General features: G+C 39.2%; 12 protein-coding genes, 1 pseudogene and 1 riboswitch. Of the genes and pseudogenes, 8 read left to right on the top strand and 5 right to left on the bottom strand.

The window, feature by feature from the left end:
- Window positions 1-50 precede the first annotated feature (50 nt).
- From arcA to trkA, 5 genes are all read right to left on the bottom strand, one after another.
- A complete protein-coding gene (gene arcA / locus QM887_RS06205) occupies window positions 51-1,280 on the bottom strand; it encodes an arginine deiminase (RefSeq protein WP_414270996.1) in 1,230 nt (409 codons plus the stop codon).
- A 355-nt stretch (window positions 1,281-1,635) separates the two neighbouring features.
- Window positions 1,636-2,328 (bottom strand): lysostaphin resistance A-like protein, encoded by a 693-nt coding sequence (locus QM887_RS06200; RefSeq protein ID WP_414270995.1) that lies wholly within the window; start codon window positions 2,326-2,328, stop codon window positions 1,636-1,638.
- Between the two features lie 57 nt (window positions 2,329-2,385).
- Entirely contained in the window at window positions 2,386-3,018 is a 633-nt protein-coding gene (locus QM887_RS06195; RefSeq protein ID WP_414270994.1) for a hypothetical protein, read from the bottom strand.
- Between the two features lie 161 nt (window positions 3,019-3,179).
- Window positions 3,180-4,619, bottom strand: coding sequence for a TrkH family potassium uptake protein (locus QM887_RS06190; RefSeq protein ID WP_414270993.1), 1,440 nt, complete (start codon window positions 4,617-4,619; stop codon window positions 3,180-3,182).
- Between the two features lie 3 nt (window positions 4,620-4,622).
- Window positions 4,623-5,972, bottom strand: a complete 1,350-nt coding sequence (gene trkA, locus QM887_RS06185) for a Trk system potassium transporter TrkA (RefSeq protein ID WP_414270992.1) — start codon at window positions 5,970-5,972, stop codon at window positions 4,623-4,625.
- Window positions 5,973-6,366: 394 nt separating this feature from the next.
- Between trkA and QM887_RS06180 the strand changes: the two genes are divergently transcribed.
- From QM887_RS06180 to QM887_RS06145, 8 genes and pseudogenes are all read left to right on the top strand, one after another.
- Entirely contained in the window at window positions 6,367-6,870 is a 504-nt protein-coding gene (locus tag QM887_RS06180) for a tRNA (cytidine(34)-2'-O)-methyltransferase (protein ID WP_414270991.1), read from the top strand.
- A 48-nt stretch (window positions 6,871-6,918) separates the two neighbouring features.
- Window positions 6,919-7,137: riboswitch (FMN riboswitch) on the top strand.
- Between the two features lie 150 nt (window positions 7,138-7,287).
- The gene (locus QM887_RS06175; RefSeq protein WP_414270990.1) at window positions 7,288-7,851 is read left to right on the top strand and encodes an ECF transporter S component; all 564 of its coding nucleotides are present in this window, start codon (window positions 7,288-7,290) and stop codon (window positions 7,849-7,851) included.
- Complete coding sequence (locus QM887_RS06170; RefSeq protein WP_414270989.1) at window positions 7,841-8,491, top strand: phosphatase PAP2 family protein; 651 nt, start codon at window positions 7,841-7,843, stop codon at window positions 8,489-8,491. The genes QM887_RS06175 and QM887_RS06170 overlap by 11 nt, the downstream gene beginning before the upstream one ends.
- A 27-nt stretch (window positions 8,492-8,518) precedes the next feature.
- Window positions 8,519-8,938 (top strand): chromosome partitioning protein ParB, encoded by a 420-nt coding sequence (locus QM887_RS06165; protein WP_414270988.1) that lies wholly within the window; start codon window positions 8,519-8,521, stop codon window positions 8,936-8,938.
- Window positions 8,910-9,077: pseudogene (locus tag QM887_RS06160) on the top strand (N-acetyltransferase); the annotation flags it as partial. The gene QM887_RS06165 and the pseudogene QM887_RS06160, both read left to right, overlap by 29 nt.
- 216 nt (window positions 9,078-9,293) lie before the next feature.
- Window positions 9,294-9,719 carry a 50S ribosomal protein L11 gene (gene rplK, locus QM887_RS06155; protein WP_001085804.1) on the top strand — a complete coding sequence of 142 codons (426 nt, stop codon included), beginning with the start codon at window positions 9,294-9,296 and terminating at the stop codon, window positions 9,717-9,719.
- 96 nt (window positions 9,720-9,815) lie between these two features.
- Complete coding sequence (rplA, locus tag QM887_RS06150) at window positions 9,816-10,505, top strand: 50S ribosomal protein L1 (protein ID WP_001085672.1); 690 nt, start codon at window positions 9,816-9,818, stop codon at window positions 10,503-10,505.
- 1,187 nt (window positions 10,506-11,692) lie between these two features.
- Window positions 11,693-14,876: YSIRK-type signal peptide-containing protein (locus QM887_RS06145; protein WP_414270987.1), on the top strand; the 3,184-nt coding region annotated here is incomplete at its 3' end.

The raw sequence follows: 14,876 nt of genomic DNA, 5'->3' as shown, positions 1-14,876 counted from the left end.
CTAACAAGCTTTAATTCTGTTAGCAGGCGCTAAACAGAGAGAGGGAGGGCTTAAATGTCTTCGCGTACAAATGGCATAGACATACAACGAGGTCCACCACGGCCCCGAACCAATTCACTTCCGCGAATCTTAATCAAGCGAAGTCCGTATTCTTCCAAAATCTTATTGGTCACGGTATTGCGGGCATAAACAACTACCACACCAGGTGCGATGGTCAAAGTGTTAGATCCGTCATTCCATTGTTCACGCGCAGCTGCTACGATATTGCCTCCACCACAACGGATCAAATGAACTTTTTCTATGCCAAGGTTTTGAGCAAGAAGTTCAGCCAAATCACCTTTTTCTTCAACAATCTTGAGTTTTTCATCTTCATAAGTAACAGAGTAAACATGAAGGTCACCTTCGATTTCAGGGTGAATAGTGAACTTGTCATAGTCTACCATGGTGAATACAGTATCCAAGTGCATGAATTTACGGTTGTTAGCAAATTCGAATGCTATAACTTTCTTGAAGCCAACATTTTTCTTGAAGATGTTAACCAAGAGTTTTTCAATAGAAGCTGCATCTGTACGTTGAGAAATACCTACTGCAAGAACGTCTTTAGAAAGAACTAACTCATCTCCACCTTCGATACGTGTATCTTCTTCACGGTTGTAAACCAATTCAACTTTTCCACCATAGATTGGATGGTGTTTGAAAATGTATTTACCATAAAGAGTTTCACGGTTACGAGTATCTGCATACATGTGGTTGAGCGATACGGCATTACCGATTGTAGCAAATGGGTCGCGAGTGAAGTAGAGGTTTGGCATTGGGTCGATAGCAAATGGATAGTCTGACTCAACCAAGTCAGTTAAACCTTTTGCTTCTTCAGGAATTTCAGGTAATTCAGCTTTTTGAACACCAGCCATCGTTTTTTCAACCAATTCTTGGTTGTCTGTAATGCCTTGAAGCAATTCACGAATAGCAGCCTTGGTTTGACGACCACGGATGTTGGCTTCGTCTAAGTATTCCTCGATAAATTGATCGCGGATTTCTGGGGAAGTCAATGATTCAGCAGCCAGCTGCTCTAGATATAGAACTTCGATTCCTTCATCACGAAGAGCTTGAGCAAATGCATCATGTTCTTTTTGAGCATCTTCCAAGAAAGGAATATCATCAAAAAGAAGCCTTTCAAGATAGTCCGGCAACAAGTTTTCCAACTCCCTGCCTGGACGGTGCAACATAACTTTTTTCAGTTTCCCAATTTCTGAGAAAACATGAATTGGATGTGAAGACATGTGAATCCTCCTTTTTTCTTGTGTGTACCAAACTGTTTTGGTATCGCTTACATTTTAATATTAACACAATTTAATATGCTTTACAAGGAAAAGGATAAAGCTTAAAAGCCTCTGAAAAGCCTATTCTAAGGGATTTTTTACATTTTATTTATAAGATTATTCACAAATATACATGTTAACTTAACTTATTTTTATATTCTATAAATTTAATGCATAAAAATATTTTTAAAATTTTTTAAAAATTTTTTAGAGAAACTGGATAGAGGCAAATTTTGTAACCTAGAGGAAAATAGAAACAAAAAATCCCTTTGATTGATCTGCAAAAAAATCAAAGGGAATTGGATATTAGATCTGTTTAGATACCAACATTTTTGAGAAGAATGGTTACGAGAGCAAGCAAGATGAAACTGATGCTATTGAGTACCATATGAACTAAGATGGATAACTCTAGACGTCGTGTACGAAAAGCAGTCCAAGTGAGGACGGCAGACATCCAACCATAAATCAAGAAAGAAGGAAGATTTGAAGGTCTATGTGCAAGAAGGAATAGGAACCAACCAATAATATAGCCCAGTTTTTCATAGCCTTGGAAGAGTTTGGTCGGAATAATTCCACGACAGATGATTTCCTCACAGATAGGTGCGATTAAAACAAGGAGGAAGAAACTACCAATCAGAGTGCTTTCAGAAACAAGGTTGTTAATAATTTGTTGGTTGGAAGTGGTCGTTTGATTAATGAGTTGTAACCAGATACCTCCCACAAGATTACCGACAAAGATCGTCAAATAACTCAAAACAATACGAGGGACATCATTAATCGTTAAGAGTTTAGGTTTAAATACCAGCAACTTGCTCTTGTGGGCACCGTATAAAAAGATGGCGATGACAAAAATCGAAATAAGGGCTACGATAAGTGATGACCAGATAAGTGCAATTTGGGTCCCTTGAAGTAAACCTAAAGTAATCATAGGAATTTGAGAGAGAACGATGGCTACTAACAAGATCCCAAACCAAGCGAGTCGTTTCCGAAAATCCTTAAAAAAGTTCATTGATGTGTCTCCTAAAAAATTTTATTTAATTATAACATAATTGCTGGATTCTATCTGCTACCATAACAGAAGGGTGCAAATGACAAATAGAATATCCCGAATCAAATGGCCGTAAAATGATACATCCTGTCTCAAATTCTTGGGAAATAAAAAACTGAGAAAGAGAGCCCCAAGACCGATGTAAAAAGCTATGGACAAAATGGTGATTGGATTACGTAGGAAGATTAGAATGGAAATAACTAGAATGGAAAAACGTACTTCCTTGCTGCTGGAATTTCTTTGTAATCTTCTCCATTTTTTCAAAGGGAGAAAGGTAACAAGGTCTACTCCAAATAGAAAAAAGAAGGAGGGTAGGATGAGGTCTACGGCTTCTTTTTGAAGTAAGTTAACTGTGACGATACTTTCTGACAGAACAAGTCCAACCCCGCAAAGATTGACAATAACCATCATGCTATACAATAAAAAGATAAAGCGATTGCGATCAAGAATGCTATTTGTAGCCTGGTTGTGACTAGATAAATAATGTATAAAGGCACAAGTTCCTGATAAGGCTAATAAAGCCAGTAGAAAATAAAAGCAGGATTGTTTGAGAGCCAGAGAAGTTCCAGACCAAAAGATACAACTACAAAGTCCAAGTTGGATTAAGGCAAAGAACAAGAGTAGTCGAATTGATTTCGTGACTTTTTCCATAAAGTATCCCCTATATTTTTTTCTCATTATAGCTCAAAGATAGAAGGCAATGTGATACATTTCCCCAATTGTCAGATTTTAAGGCTGACTTGTCTTTTAAAACGAAAAAATCCCCCTTCAAGCCATTTTTTGAAGGGAGATTAAATCTTAAGTTAATCGTTTTATCGTTTAGACCAAGTGCGTTTCATAAAGAGCAAGATGATTGGGTAAATTTCAAGTCGTCCCGCAATCATGGCAAATGATAGCAGAATTTTTGAAAAAGGACTAAAGATAGAGAAGCTAGCTGTAGTACCCAAAATAGGCCCGATGTTATTAAAACAACTAAAAACAGCACTCGTGACCACCATTAAATTATTGGTATCTAAACTGACGATGAAAATCAAACTGAGTAGAATCATGATGTAAACCACAAAGTACTTCAGAATCTTGTGCTGAGTATCCTTATCAATAACCGTTTGATTAACCTGAAGGGTTAACACACGGTGAGGTGATATGGTAGACAAGACTTGATTTTTAGCAATTTTAGATAGGATGACTCCGCGAATAACCTTGAGACCACCTGCAGTGGAGCCAGCAGAACCACCGATTGCCATCAGCATTAGCAAGATGTATTGAGAAAACAAAGGCCAGTTCGTGATATCCCCATATCCAAAACCGGTAGTGGTAATGATGTTAGATACTTGGAAGAAGGCCATCTCAAAGCTTTGTGAAACTCCGCTGTAGAGGTGGAGTGTGTTAAGCGTGATTAAGCCAGTTGATATGGCTACAATCAAGAGATAGGCTCGGAGTTCTTCATCAAAAAAGAATTCCTTAATACGACGGAGCATGAGGTAGTAGTAGAGGTTGAAATTGACACCAAACATCAAAACCCCGATACTTGTCAAATAGGTGATGAGAGAACTGTGATAGTGGGCAATTCCGTCATTATAAACAGTAAAGCCACCAGTACCAGCAGTACCCATAGCGATAACAAAACTATCGTAGAGTGGCATCCCAGCAAGGTAATAAATAACCACAAAGAGGGCGAACATAGCCAGGTAGAGGATGTAGAGGATCTGAGCTGTATTTTTTAGCTTAGATACAACCTTGCCAAATACTGGGCCAGGAACCTCTGCCTTCATAACCTCTAAGTGACTGTTTTTTGCATTGTCCATGATAGCTAGGGCAAAAACCAGCACCCCCATCCCTCCGATAAGGTGAGTAAAACTCCTCCAAAATAGAAGGGAACGGCTTAGGACAGATACGTCATTTAGGATGGTCGCACCCGTTGTTGTGAAACCGGAGCTAACTTCGAAGAAGGCATCGATAATATTGGGGATTTGTCCTGAAAAGACAAAGGGAAGGGCACCAAAGAATGACCAGAGAATCCAACAAAGAGCAACGATCAAGACCCCTTCTTTTGCATAGATTCTTTGTTTTTTTGGCTTGCTGATGATACCAAGAAGACCTAGGACGACAAGAATCCCGATAGTAGAGAAAAGAGCTGTAAACACTTGACTAGATTCTTGATAGTAAAGAGCGATACTAACTGGTACCAAGAGAAGGGCAGCCTCGATTAAGAGTAGCTTTGCAAGAAGAAAGCGTACCATACTTCTATTCATAGCTTACCTCTCTAACAAATCATAAATCTTGGTGATGTTTGATAGTAGTGTGATGACAACTAACTTATCACCGACTTGAAGGCTATCTTCACCAGTTGGGAAGATGGTTTTCCCATTACGAATAATAGCAGCGATCAACAAATCTTTTTTGAATTTCAATTGAGACAAAGGTTTGCCAGTCATTTTATTGGCTTCCTTGATGAGGAATTGAAGTGTCTCAACCTGTCCATTTGCAAGGTGGTGCATAGCTTGAAGGTCTGAATATTGGGCATTAGCACGACCATGGATAAAGTGCATAATGGTATCGACAGCGATTGTTTTTGGTGTGATGATACTCGAAAACTCAGGAGCATGAATAATCTCTAGGAGACTGGTTCGATTGACCTTAGTGATATTTTTCTGAACACCTACACTATCTAAGAACATAGAAGTAATGATATTTTCTTCATCAACGCCAGTAAGAGTTGCGACAGCATCGTAATGTTGGGCACTTTCTTCTAGGAGAATATCTTTTGCCGTTCCGTCCCCTTGGACAATATAGAGTTTGGGATATTTTTGGCTGAAAAATGCTGCGCGATCTGGATTGAGCTCAATGACCTTGGTATCAATACGGCTATCCTTTAAAATGCCAACGAGATAGTAGGCGATTTTTCCAGCACCGACAATGAGTAAGCTTTTAACAACACGAGATTTGACATAGTTATGAAAGAGCATCATGTCAACCCGATCACCTGTAACAAAGATCCGATCCTTGTCTTGGAGGACCATATCTCCACTTGGAATCATGAGCTTATGGTCTCGCTCGATAGCGCAGACGATAACATTGCCAAACTTTTTCCGGAAGTCTGCGATAGACATTTGACAGATATTGCTATCCTTACGGACAACAAATTCCATTAGACTAACCAAACCACCTGCAAAACGCTCAACAGATAGAGCATTTGGGAAATCGATAATATTAGCGATAGCACGAGCTGCAAGGAGTTCAGGATTGACAATCAGAGAGAAACCTAGAATATTTTTTTCTTTGAAATAGGGGTTGGAATATTCAGGATTGCGGACACGAACAATAGTTTCTTTAGCCCCCATTTTTTTAGCCAGAAGAGCTGAAACCATGTTGACTTCATCATACTGAGTCATAGCAATAAAAATATCACAGTCTTGGACATTAGCTGCTTCTAGTATAGCAAAATCAGCTCCATTACCTGCAATTCCCATAATATCAAAACGGCTTGTCATGTAGTTAAGAACAGTTTCATTTTGTTCAATGAGGACAACATCATGATTATCAGCGACAAGCGAACGACAAAGGGCAGATCCAACTTTTCCCCCTCCGACAAGAATAATCTTCATTTTTAAATAACCTACTTTTTCAAGATGTCTCTATCATACTCTTTTTTAGAAAAAAATGCACTCGGCAACCGACTCTTTTCATTATTAGGGTAGAAAATTGTCCCACTGATAATTTTACTTGATAAAAATATAAGATATAAATCAGCTATTTTCGTGTAATTCTAATGAATACATAAGCATTTTTAGCTAATGTAAATATGTTTGTAAAAAAATTGAAAAAATCAAGTCATTTCTATTGACAATCAAGCTGAAAGTGATATACTAAAACAGTAGTTTCGCTGATTTACTTCAAACCTGTTGTGAGGTAAGTTAACGATGCCTTAACCACGCTGTTTGCTGAGCTTGACTCCGGGCAGTGTGGCTATTTTTTTGCACTAGTGAGAGGAAACAAGGCATGACAAATCACATTGTATTATTTGAACCCCAGATTCCACAAAATACGGGGAATATTGCACGTACCTGCGCAGCGACAAATGCGCCCCTTCATATTATCAAACCGATGGGTTTTCCGATTGATGATCGTAAGATGAAGCGGGCAGGTCTAGATTATTGGGATAAGCTTGAGATTTATTTCTATGATGGTTTAGATGAATTTATGGAAAAAATGGATGGTCAACTCTACTTGATTTCCAAGTTTGCAGAAAAAGTCTATTCCGATGCGGATTTCATGACACTAGGGAATCATTATTTTCTCTTTGGGAGAGAAGATAAGGGATTGCCTGAGGATTTTATGCGTGAGCATCCCGAAAAAGCCCTTCGCATTCCTATGAATGATGAACACGTTCGTAGTCTAAATGTATCCAATACAGTATGTATGATTGTCTACGAGGCTCTCCGTCAGCAAAACTTTGCAGGTCTCGAATTAGTTCACACCTATGAAATAGATAAGTTGAAATAAACACTTAGATAAAATGCTTGCGCTTGCAAGCTTTTTTTGTTATCATAAAGGGGTCTTCAGGGCAGGGTGAAATTCCCGACCGGCGGTAAATTTGACTAGCTATTTTAGCTTTCTCGTCGTTGTCTTGTCTCGATATACTTTAAGTATTATCTTCGACTACGACGCCTAGATAAATCTAAAATATCTTAGCCAAATAAGTCCGCGAGCGCAAGCTGATGTGGTGAGATTCCACAACCGACAGTATAGTCTGGATGGGAGAAGACGAAAGGATAGCTTTGTCTATTCTGCTTCATTTTATAGAAAATTAGAACCACCTATTTAATAGGATTAGGTTGCTTTTTGAGATAGGGTAAGAGAGTAGATAGAGAGAAACTTTCCAACTTCTTCTGATTTTATAGAAAATTGGAGGAACCTGTTATGACAAACACACGTCGACTTTCGACCATTGCAATTCTATCAGCACTTTCATTTGTGCTGATGTACTTTGACTTTCCGCTTTTGCCAGCGGCATCCTTTTTGAGGATTGAGTTCAGTATTTTACCGGTCCTTGTGGGCTTGGTAGTCTTGGATTTACCAGCAGCTTTTGGAGTGCTTTTCCTTCGGTCCTTGTTGAAAATCCTTCTCAACAATCAAGGGGTTAGTACCTATATTGGTTTACCGATGAATATTGTTGCCTTAGGAGTTTTTGTACTTGCTTTTGGTCTGATTTGGAAAAAAGATCGAACAACCATGCGTTTTGTTCTAGCTTCAGTAGCTGGCACACTTGGTCTAACTTTGGCCATGTTAGTTCTGAACTATGTCTATGCTGTTCCTTTATACGCTAAGTTTGCCAACTTTGATATTGAGAAAATCTTAGGATTGAGCAACTACCTGATGACTATGGTTTTGCCTTTTAATCTGATTGAAGGTATTATCTTTGCTGTCTCTTTCTGGTTGTTGTTTGTCCTTTTGAAACCAACTTTAAAATACTATGAAAGATAAACAAACATTTATGATGAAGGGCTCTTTTGCCCTTTTACTATTTGTAATTCTGGGTTATGTCGTTAAATTTTATCCAGAGCAACTGCAAACATTGGACTCATCAGTTCAAACAGCTATTCGAGGGGATTTACCCGAGACCTTGACTTTGATTTTTCGTGGAATCACACGGCTGATTGATTTACCAGTTGTCATCAGTTGGGCTATTATCTTAGTTGCCATTTTTTATCTGAAAAAATGGAAGAGCGAAAGCCTCTTGGTAGCTGGGAATCTTAGTCTTGCTGGAATTTTAATTGTGTCTCTAAAACACCTCTATCAACGTCCCCGACCAGAAATTTTACATTTAGTGGAGGAAAAGGGCTTTTCTTTCCCGAGTGGGCATTCTCTGGCGGTGACCTTACTCATCGGGTCTTTGATTATTATCCTAGGTCAGAGAGTGAAAAGCACAAGATTGAAACTGCCTCTGCAGAGTTTATTAGGAATTTACCTCGTTAGTGTCCTTGTTTCAAGAGTCTATCTAGGAGTCCACTACCCATCAGATGTTTTGGCTAGCTTGTGCTTAGGTCTAGGAATCTTATTTATCGAATTTCCTTTTTATGATAAGCTTCGCTTTAAATGGCGATTTACAGGGAAGCAGAAGTGAGAATCAAACTTTTTTGAGGAAGTTAAAATGAAAGTCAACATTAAAAATCTCCATCCAACTCAACTTTACTTATCAGAGAAGAAGTTAAAAGCTATCCAGAATCTTTATCAGTCAGCAGAAACTTTTAATATAAATCCAATCAGTGTTCTTGCATTTGGAGATTACTTACTAATTACAGACGGGCATCACAGGGCTTATCAGGCTTTGTTGCTAGGTCAGGATACAATTTCTGCTGAGTTTGATAGAGATGGTGGTGATGAACTATATCATCTCTATGCGCAAGCTTGTGAGAAAAGAAAGATTTACTCTCTTCTGGACTTAAAAAATCATATCTTACCTCAAGATGAGTATGAAGCAAAATGGTATAACTGGTGTGATGGTTTTAATCAAGCAGCGGAGCTAGTATTAGGATTAGAAAATGATGACAAAAATCATTCAGATAGATGATTCTCTACGTCTAGTTCCTTATTTTTTAGCAGATCATCGTGATGTTGCTTTGACGTGGTATCAGGATGTGGACTTGGTTGAATTTGTAGATGGAGTCAGAAGCCCCTATAATGTAGAAAAATTAAATGCTATGTATTCCAATAATCGCTCAAAACAGAGCGGTTTTTTGTTTGTAGTTCAGGACTCTTTCACGAAAGAAATGATAGTCAAATTCAGTAATAAAAATTCTCTAAAAATAAAATTTTTCTCTTGCATTTGGAATAGAATAGTGTATAATAGAAAGGTATGCGAAAAGCATACTTGTGGGAGGTAAAAATCTTACATTACCGCCAAAACCACAAAGGAGGATTTAAAAATGGCTAAAAAAGTCGAAAAACTTGTAAAATTGCAAATCCCTGCTGGTAAAGCTACACCAGCTCCACCGGTTGGACCTGCTCTTGGTCAAGCTGGTATCAACATCATGGGATTCACAAAAGAGTTCAACGCTCGTACAGCTGATCAAGCTGGTATGATCATTCCAGTTGTTATCTCAGTTTACGAAGATAAATCATTTACTTTCATCACTAAAACACCACCAGCTGCTGTTCTTTTGAAAAAAGCTGCAGGTGTTGAAAAAGGATCAGGTACACCTAACAAAACAAAAGTTGCTTCAGTTACTCGTGCGCAAGTACAAGAAATTGCAGAAACTAAGATGCCAGATTTGAACGCTGCAAACCTTGAGTCTGCAATGCGTATGATCGAAGGTACTGCTCGTTCTATGGGATTCAACGTTGTTGACTAATCAATAACATCCCAAGATAACCCGCAAGACTTCATCATTTCGAGAAGTGACGTGGGAGATGAAAATCGATTGAACCACTTACAAGGAGAATAGAAAATGGCTAAAAAAAGCAAACAACTTCGTGCTGCTCTTGAGAAAATCGACAGCACAAAAGCATACAGCGTAGAAGAAGCTGTAGCTCTTGCAAAAGAAACTAACTTTGCAAAATTTGACGCAACTGTAGAAGTTGCTTACAACTTGAACATTGACGTGAAAAAAGCTGACCAACAAATCCGTGGAGCAATGGTATTGCCAAACGGTACTGGTAAAACAGCTCGCGTTCTTGTATTTGCACGTGGTGCAAAAGCTGAAGAAGCTAAAGCTGCTGGTGCAGACTTCGTTGGTGAAGACGACCTTGTTGCTAAAATCAACGACGGTTGGTTGGACTTCGATGTAGTTATCGCTACACCTGACATGATGGCTCTTGTTGGACGTCTTGGACGTGTCCTTGGACCACGTAACTTGATGCCAAACCCTAAAACTGGTACTGTAACAATGGATGTTGCTAAAGCAGTTGAAGAGTCTAAAGGTGGTAAGATCACTTACCGTGCAGACCGTGCAGGTATCGTACAAGCTATCATCGGTAAAGTTTCATTTGAAGCTGACAAGTTGGTTGAAAACTTCAAAGCATTCAACGAAACAATCCAAAAAGCTAAACCAGCTACTGCTAAAGGTACTTACGTAACAAGCTTGACAATCACAACTACTCAAGGTGTTGGTATCAAGGTTGACGTTAACTCACTTTAATAAGTACAAAATATAATACAAAAAGGTTGAAGACAAGTCGGTCTCAACCTTTTTTTGAGTTTAAAATATTTGCTCTTCTACACAACAAAATTGGCTTCATAATATCTATAGGGAATCTACCGACTACAAATATTATAGTGACTTATAAGTATTATTGAGTCTTTTTAGTATGTAAGTGATAAAGAAGTTATAAAAATTAATTTTTTAATCTGTTTGATCAAAAATTTTGTTGCTGATTTCCAATTGATCTCAAATATCGAAGTTAGAACGCTTATTACAATTGTAAGAATGGATATCTACGAAAGTTAGGGATAGGGCATGATGTCCAGACTCATTTCAAATCCTAATTTTTCAGAGAAACTGATAGTTAATATCAATTTGTACGATCTATCAATTGCAAATCACATTGGATAATTTGTGATTTTATAGAAGAAATCAGCAAACTCTGCTAAGTCTTCTTAAGGAATGTTGAAAAAAGTTAGTCAAGCAAATAATAGTTCTCTGAATAGTATAGAGCAAAAAATAGCGAATATCAGTTTCAATGCCTAGAATTGTAGTAGGGGGGAAAGATAATTCAATCTGAAAATGAAAAAATGGAGTTTTTGTAATGTTTCAACCTAATCGATAGAGATTGGTATTACTTGCCTGAAGATTTTTAACTGTTCAATAAATATGCAGTCTTTCATTGTTAAAATATACTCAAGTAATTGAAAAGATTGTGAATGAGTAAGCAGATGTTGATGAAAATCTTCCATACTAGTATTATAAATTAAATCTGTCATTATTTCGTTAACAGAAGATTGGATGTCAATATTTGGGAAAGTTGTCCATAATCAATTTAAACTATTTTTTTTTGGATTCGTTCTGTACATCCTGTTTTTTTGTCAAGTGCATGTAATCTAAACAAGTCATGATTCTGAATTACAATTTCCATTCAGAGTAATTGTCCTTATTATTTTGTAGATAAAAGATTGGGCATATAGGTATTTTCTATTATGTATCTAGTATCACATTTATGGTTATGTTATACAAGAAGCAATACTCAAAAGCAAGTATTCGATATTCAAAAAATAAAATATATCTCCATGTTACAAAAAGAGTCAACAATATATGATATTAATGCTAAAACTTGATTAATGTCCTAAATTGGTATATACTAAAGTAGAAAAAATATTAAGGAGTAAATGATGAAACATTCACATAAAAAGTCATTTGACTGGTATAGTCTGCAACAACGATATTCTATTCGTAAGTATCACTTTGGTGCAGCAAGTGTCTTGCTCGGGACAGCTTTAGTTTTGGGAGCTGCTGCTAATGCTCAAGCAGTACAAGCAGAAGAACATAATCCAGTAGTTACTAACAGTATTTCTGTTGATATGGTGGAAGAAGCTAATAAACCAGCGGAAGCTTCTACATCTAGCAAAGAAACAACCTATGCAGCTCCTGCAGTTGCTAATCCGGTAGACGTAACTCCAGCTAAACCTGAAGATGCTAAAGCACCGAAAGAAGAAGCTGAAGAAGCGAAAGATAAAAAAGAAGAAACAAATCATCAAGATTCAGTTGATAAGTCAAAATTATTAACGATTCTTTCGCGTGCTAAGAAATTAGAAAGCAAGTTATATACAGAAGCTAGTGTAAATAACTTACAAGCAAGTATCCAAACCGGTCAAATCTTGCTTGGGAAAGCAGATGCAACAGAAGCTGAAGTATCAGCAGCTGAGTCATCTATTCACTCAGCTATCATTAGTTTAGAACTTCGTTCTGAATCAGATAAAAGAAACGTGTCAGAAACTCCTGTAGTGACGAAAGCTGATGCAGTTGAAGTGAAAGATGAGGCTAAACCATCTGCAACAACTGATCGTTCAGCTGTTGCAAGTGTCGATTTGCCAACTGGCACACCTGCTAAAGTTGAAGCAACTTCAGCTCCAGAAGTAACTAACGAAATCTTGAAACCTGCACTCAGTCTCTCAGATGCTCGTCAAAATCCAGCTATCCGTAAGGAAGATTTGGAAAACGGACGTAGTGGATTCCGTTCGGTTGGTAGTGGATTCCGTTCGGTTGGTAGTGGATTTAGAGCGGGTGGACCAGAAAATAAACCAATCTTAAATCCAAACAATACTATTGCATTTTCTGACATCAGTCAGGGATCACATTCATTTCGTGGTATAGGACATTCACGTGGTGGCCATGAAATCCATTATGATGTAACAACAGTACGTAATGGTAATCAAGTTGACTTTACAATTAAATATTCTGCGCCAGGAAATCCTAGAGAGTTTGTTAATAACAACTTTATCTTAGACAAAGGAACTGGATTCGGAGAACCTTCTAGTGCTACTGTTTTAACTAGAAATAGGACTCAAACTAAAAACATTAGTAAGGGTGGGAACTTTGTTTCTCATTCAGGTTACAGTTTAGACGCTGCAGTAGAAACAAACACTGAGCAAACGATAAGATTTAGTTTACCTATAAGAGACCCTAACGGAGACTTATCTCTTCGTTTACGTCCAGTTGAATTTAACGTAGACCAAGGTGCTGGTGGAGCTGCAACTAGTAATGACCCATATAGTAACTCTAACTATTACTTTGAAACAGAACCATTATATCTAGATGCAAACCCTACCCCTCCTAATCCTTTAACAGCAAGTTTTAAAACAAAAGTTGATTTTCAAACTCTTTATATACCGACTACTAAATTAGCGGAAGGTTCTATAGAGTTGGTTTCTGAAGGTGAAGAAGGTGAAAAATCTCAAGCATACCGAGTTCATAAATTTGGAGATCAGTATGTTTTAGGTCTTCCTGTAGGAAATCCTACTACAGTAAAAGAAGCCAAACCACGTATAATGAAATACGGTATTGGTAAAATAGCTGCAGTTCAAAATAAAGTGGGAGATACTAATAATATTACATTTTATTTAGATAAAGATGGTGATGGGAACTATAACGCAGAAAAAGATGAACTAATCTTAAACACAGCTATAAAAGATGGCGAAAGAGGACCAGCGGGACCTCAAGGACCAGCGGGACCACAAGGAGCAACTGGGGCACAAGGTCCAGCAGGGCCAGCGGGACCAGCGGGACCAAAAGGTGCAACTGGGGCACAAGGGCCAGCGGGACCAGTAGGACCAACAGGAGCACAAGGGCCAGCAGGAGCACAAGGGCCAGCAGGACCAGCGGGACCAAAAGGTGCAACTGGGGCACAAGGGCCAGCAGGACCAGTAGGACCAATAGGAGCACAAGGGCCAGCAGGAGCACAAGGGCCAGCAGGACCAGCGGGACCAAAAGGTGCAACTGGGGCACAAGGGCCAGCAGGACCAGTAGGACCAATAGGAGCACAAGGGCCAGCAGGAGCACAAGGGCCAGCAGGACCAGCGGGACCAAAAGGTGCAACTGGGGCACAAGGGCCAGCGGGACCAACAGGAGCACAAGGGCCAGCAGGACCAGCGGGACCAATAGGAGCACAAGGGCCAGCAGGAGCACAAGGTCCAGCAGGACCAGCAGGAGCTCCAGGACCTCAAGGACCAGCGGGACCAAAAGGAGCAACTGGGGCACAAGGGCCAGCAGGACCAGTAGGACCAACAGGAGCACAAGGGCCAGCAGGACCAGCGGGACCAGTAGGACCAAAAGGAGCAACTGGGGCACAAGGGCCAGCAGGACCAGCAGGAGCTCCAGGACCTCAAGGACCAGCGGGACCAAAAGGTGCAACTGGGGCACAAGGGCCAGCAGGACCAGTAGGACCAACAGGAGCACAAGGGCCAGCAGGACCAGTAGGACCAACAGGAGCACAAGGGCCAGCAGGAGCACAAGGGCCAGCAGGACCAGCGGGACCAGTAGGACCAACAGGAGCACAAGGGCCAGCAGGACCAAAAGGTGCGGATGGAATAACTCCAACGGTGAAAGTAACTGATGGTCAAAATGGTACGCATACGATTACTATCAATGATGGTAAAGGTGGAATAACTACTACTGTTGTGAGAGATGGTTTCGATGGGGACAGCCCATTAGTAGCAACTAAAAGAAACGAATCTGATAAAACAACAACTGTTATTTTCTATTATGACCAAAATGACAATAATGAATTTGATGCAAACGATATAAAACTAAAAGAAGTCATTATTCCAGATGGGAAACAAGGTCCAAAAGGTGAGAACGGTAAAGATGGCTTCACTCCAACAGTAACTGTTACAGACAACCAAGATGGCAGTCATACCATTACTATTACTCAGCCAGAAGGCAAGCCAGCCCTTACAACAGTTGTTAAAAACGGAGTAGATGGCCAAACACCAAAAGTTAAAGCTGTCCGTGATGAAGATAAGAAACAAACCACTCTAACCTTCTACATTGACAAAGATAACGATGGTAATTATACAG

Origin of the sequence: Streptococcus infantis (assembly GCF_047460875.1) — a bacterium.
Taxonomy (GTDB): Bacteria; Bacillota; Bacilli; order Lactobacillales; family Streptococcaceae; genus Streptococcus; species Streptococcus infantis_AA.
Note: the sequence above shows the minus strand (reverse complement) of the source record. Positions and strands in the feature narration are given on the sequence as shown.

What these genes read in the sequence shown, in the direction of transcription:
- arcA (WP_414270996.1), bottom strand. Translation starts at nt 1,280, where the DNA reads ATGTCTTCACATCCAATTCATGTTTTCTCAGAAATTGGGAAACTGAAA.
- QM887_RS06200 (WP_414270995.1), bottom strand. Translation starts at nt 2,328, where the DNA reads ATGAACTTTTTTAAGGATTTTCGGAAACGACTCGCTTGGTTTGGGATC.
- QM887_RS06195 (WP_414270994.1), bottom strand. Translation starts at nt 3,018, where the DNA reads ATGGAAAAAGTCACGAAATCAATTCGACTACTCTTGTTCTTTGCCTTA.
- QM887_RS06190 (WP_414270993.1), bottom strand. Translation starts at nt 4,619, where the DNA reads ATGAATAGAAGTATGGTACGCTTTCTTCTTGCAAAGCTACTCTTAATC.
- trkA (WP_414270992.1), bottom strand. Translation starts at nt 5,972, where the DNA reads ATGAAGATTATTCTTGTCGGAGGGGGAAAAGTTGGATCTGCCCTTTGT.
- QM887_RS06180 (WP_414270991.1), top strand. Translation starts at nt 6,367, where the DNA reads ATGACAAATCACATTGTATTATTTGAACCCCAGATTCCACAAAATACG.
- QM887_RS06175 (WP_414270990.1), top strand. Translation starts at nt 7,288, where the DNA reads ATGACAAACACACGTCGACTTTCGACCATTGCAATTCTATCAGCACTT.
- QM887_RS06170 (WP_414270989.1), top strand. Translation starts at nt 7,841, where the DNA reads ATGAAAGATAAACAAACATTTATGATGAAGGGCTCTTTTGCCCTTTTA.
- QM887_RS06165 (WP_414270988.1), top strand. Translation starts at nt 8,519, where the DNA reads ATGAAAGTCAACATTAAAAATCTCCATCCAACTCAACTTTACTTATCA.
- rplK (WP_001085804.1), top strand. Translation starts at nt 9,294, where the DNA reads ATGGCTAAAAAAGTCGAAAAACTTGTAAAATTGCAAATCCCTGCTGGT.
- rplA (WP_001085672.1), top strand. Translation starts at nt 9,816, where the DNA reads ATGGCTAAAAAAAGCAAACAACTTCGTGCTGCTCTTGAGAAAATCGAC.